This is a genomic window from Micromonospora sp. 15K316, assembly GCF_004348525.1.
Classification (GTDB): Bacteria; Actinomycetota; Actinomycetes; order Mycobacteriales; family Micromonosporaceae; genus Micromonospora.
Genome location: NZ_SMKG01000382.1, coordinates 1 through 2,408, shown reverse-complemented (window position 1 = coordinate 2,408; position 2,408 = coordinate 1). Strand labels below are relative to the sequence as shown.

The window sequence follows — 2,408 nt, the reverse complement described above, 5'->3', positions numbered from 1 at the left end:
AACCGGCTCAAACAGTGGCGGGACCTGGCCACCCGCTACGCCAAACGCGCATCCCTCTACCAGGCCAGCCTCGTCCTCATCGCCGCCATCATCTGGCTTCCATGATCGACAGGACACGCCCTAGTCCCACCACATGCTTGACGGATCCGTCCCACCACATGCTTGTCACTTGGCCTAGATGAATAGCGCGACCTTGCGGGTCGTGGCTGTCAGCTCCAGAGGTCTTGGCCTTCGCGGCCGGAGGGGTCGACGGTGAGGAGGTCTTCGTGGAGGCCGTCGAGGCGCCGTCGCGTCGGCTCGCCGGCAGGGCTGATCTCGGTCAGCGCCCAGGACGGAAGTTGGTCGGTGCGTTGGTCGTCGTCGGCGAGGTGGCAGAGCATGGCGAACACCGTTTCGTAGGCCACGGCTCGGGCTAGCTGCGTGAGGTCGTGCTGGCCTGCTCCCGCTTCGAGGGCCCGTCGGGCAGCGGGGATGTTGGTGATGCCGTTGCGCCAGTCGTCGATCATCTGCGGCCAGAGTGGGCGCAGGAAGCGGTATCTGGCTAGCTGCGGGATGTCCTCCTCGATCTCGGAACGGGCCCATCCATCTGGGTCGTCGCAGCCGAGTTGGTCCAGCGCGTCCAGCAACGATCGTGCGCGGTCGCGGACTTCGGTGGGTAGCTGCTGCAACCAGGTTTGCTTATCCTCCACGCCGCAGATTGAAGCACTCGCACGGCGGCGAGCCTTGGTCGTCGTCATGCCGTGACCCGATGCTTCTTGCGGGGTCGGCTGGCTTTTAGGTTGCGGACGGGCTGGTCGGTGGTGCGTCGGACGATGCGGGTGCCGTCGTCGTAGGCGATGGCCAGCTCACCGTCGGTGACGTGGATGGTGACGGTCTTGCCGGCGTGGACGCGGCCGAGGGCGACTTTCTGCCCGACGACCATGACGACTCCGCTGTTGGAGGCTCGCCGCTGGACCTGCACCGGTCCGGCCGCGGGGTGCGGGGTGGTCCGGCGGGTCGCAGCCGGGCCACCTCGGCCGGGCTGAGGGGGTTGGGGCGGGTGCGCAGCAACTGTCGGGTGTCGAGGTCGAAGAAGCTGAGTGTCTTGCCGTCGATGCGGATGCCGACGCGTTGCCCGCCGAGGATCTCGGCGGCCAGGACGATGTGCTGGCCCAGCGAGACGTGACCGGCGCGGCTGATGGTCCGGTCGACCTCAACCGCCTCACCCGGTGGCGCCGGCGGCAAGGGTGGCTCACCGGCGGGGCGGCCTCCCTGTCGCAGCAGGGCGGCGAGGTCGGCGGCGGACAGGTGGGAGCGCACCGATTTGAGGCGGACGCCGGCGATGAGGAGGTGGATGACGTCTGTGTCGGCCCAGAACGTGACCGTCACGCCGGAGCCGGCAGGGCCGAGCCAGAACTGCTTGCCCGCGACCTGAAGGTTCCCCGACGGCGGCACCACCCGGTCGAACTCCACGGCCGCAGGCGCGGCCGACACCGGAAGCGGAGCTGGCGGGGAGACGAGGGCGGCTTGGTCGCGCGCCTGGGTGAGCCGAGCCGGCAGCTTCACCGGCACCACCTGCTCGGCCGCCGTAGAGGGGGTGAACCGGTCGGCGGGGAAGGCCATGTCCAGGGACTGGTGCGGCCGGTCGGTGTTGTATTCGTGCCGGAAGGCGTCCACGGCGGCCTGGACTGTCTCGAGGTCGGGCCAGACGGGCACCTCGTCCAGGAGTTCGCGGCGCAGGGTCTGGTGGAACCGTTCGACCTTCCCGGTCGTTGTCGGTGAGGCGGGCTGGGTGAGCCGGTGGATGATGCCGTTCTCCCGGCAGATCTGGTCGAACATCACCTCCCACCCTTGCCGAACCGGTCGGTGAACTGCTTGCCGTTGTCGGTCAGCACCACTTCCGGCACCCCGAACCGCTGCAACCCGTCGGCGAAGGCCAGGCAGACGGCCCGGCCGGTCGCCCGGTGCACGACCTGGGCGATGAACCGGACTCGCCACCGCTTGCCCTGTCCGTGCCGTCGGGACGGGAGCCGCTTGCCGTCCTGGCCGCGCTTGCTGAGGTACCAGAGATCATCAACTGCCACGTCAGGCCGCCTGCTGGTCGAGCCATGCCCGCAGGTCGGCCGGGTCATACCGAAGGTGGCGCCCAACCCGGGCTGCCCGCGGGCCGGTACGCCGGTACCGCCACTGATAAAGGGTGCCCACTGGGACGCCCAGGAATGCCGAGACCTCCTGAACCGTCCAGAGCCGTTCAATCGTCGGTGCAGCCATCAGTCCTCCTGTGGGGTCGGCGTAGCTGGGACGGTCGGAAGCGAGTCCTGCGCGGCCTTGTCTCTGGCAGCGAGCAGGGCGGCTTTCCACTGGGCGCGTTGGGACAGGGCGCGTAGGAGCCGGTGTTGCAGGGGTGGGATGTCGGGGTCGTCCGGGCG

The 2,408-nt window shown here is 69.1% G+C and carries 4 protein-coding genes and 1 pseudogene; 1 reads left to right on the top strand and 4 read right to left on the bottom strand.

The window, feature by feature from the left end:
- Positions 1 to 105 (top strand): annotated as a pseudogene (locus tag E1211_RS31680) (IS5/IS1182 family transposase); the annotation flags it as partial.
- 104 nt (positions 106 to 209) lie between these two features.
- Here E1211_RS31680 and E1211_RS31675 read toward each other — a convergent pair.
- Genes E1211_RS31675 through E1211_RS31665 form a run of 4 tightly spaced genes read right to left on the bottom strand, consistent with a single transcriptional unit; the run spans position 210 to position 2,250 of the window.
- On the bottom strand, positions 210 to 737 hold the full coding sequence (locus tag E1211_RS31675) for a hypothetical protein (RefSeq protein ID WP_207915595.1): 528 nt from the start codon (positions 735 to 737) through the stop codon (positions 210 to 212).
- 37 nt (positions 738 to 774) lie between these two features.
- Positions 775 to 1,818, bottom strand: a complete 1,044-nt coding sequence (locus tag E1211_RS31670; RefSeq protein ID WP_165947387.1) for an integrase core domain-containing protein — start codon at positions 1,816 to 1,818, stop codon at positions 775 to 777.
- Complete coding sequence (locus E1211_RS32855; RefSeq protein WP_165947386.1) at positions 1,818 to 2,063, bottom strand: transposase family protein; 246 nt, start codon at positions 2,061 to 2,063, stop codon at positions 1,818 to 1,820. The genes E1211_RS31670 and E1211_RS32855 overlap by 1 nt, the downstream gene beginning before the upstream one ends.
- Position 2,064: 1 nt before the next feature.
- Positions 2,065 to 2,250, bottom strand: a complete 186-nt coding sequence (locus tag E1211_RS31665) for an AlpA family transcriptional regulator (protein WP_132353852.1) — start codon at positions 2,248 to 2,250, stop codon at positions 2,065 to 2,067.
- Between the last annotated feature and the right edge of the window lie 158 nt (positions 2,251 to 2,408).

Bases quoted from the DNA above. Each gene is read 5' to 3' on its own strand.
- E1211_RS31675 (WP_207915595.1), bottom strand. From the start codon at position 737: ATGACGACGACCAAGGCTCGCCGCCGTGCGAGTGCTTCAATCTGCGGC.
- E1211_RS31670 (WP_165947387.1), bottom strand. From the start codon at position 1,818: ATGTTCGACCAGATCTGCCGGGAGAACGGCATCATCCACCGGCTCACC.
- E1211_RS31665 (WP_132353852.1), bottom strand. From the start codon at position 2,250: ATGGCTGCACCGACGATTGAACGGCTCTGGACGGTTCAGGAGGTCTCG.